The 289-nt window shown below is 36.0% G+C and carries 1 protein-coding gene; it reads right to left on the bottom strand.

Going from position 1 to position 289, the window contains the following annotated elements:
- Positions 1 to 289, bottom strand: a 289-nt coding sequence (locus tag IEQ44_RS17165) for a hypothetical protein (protein WP_227487621.1), incomplete at both ends; no start/stop codon positions are given.

The following is a 289-nucleotide window of genomic DNA, read 5'->3' as shown; positions in this document are numbered from 1 at the left end:
CTGGCTTCGCCAGGTGTGCTTGGCCTACGGCGTGACTCGCTTCGCTTCGCTTGGCAATATTTCGTAAAGATTCTCTTAGCAATATTTCGTAAAGATTCTCTTGGTAATATTTCGAAAAAGACTCTCTTGTTAACATTTGGTAAAGATTCTCTTGGCAATATTTCGTAAATATTTTCTCATTGATATTTCGTAAAGATTCTTTTGTCAGAATTCCGTAAAGATTCTCTTTTTCTTGCTTCGCTTGGCAATATTTCGTAAAGATTCTCTTAGCAATATTTCGTAAAGATTC

The organism is Nocardioides malaquae (genome assembly GCF_015070385.1).
Taxonomy (GTDB): Bacteria; Actinomycetota; Actinomycetes; order Propionibacteriales; family Nocardioidaceae; genus Nocardioides; species Nocardioides malaquae.
This window is presented reverse-complemented; position numbering and strand designations above follow the sequence as displayed.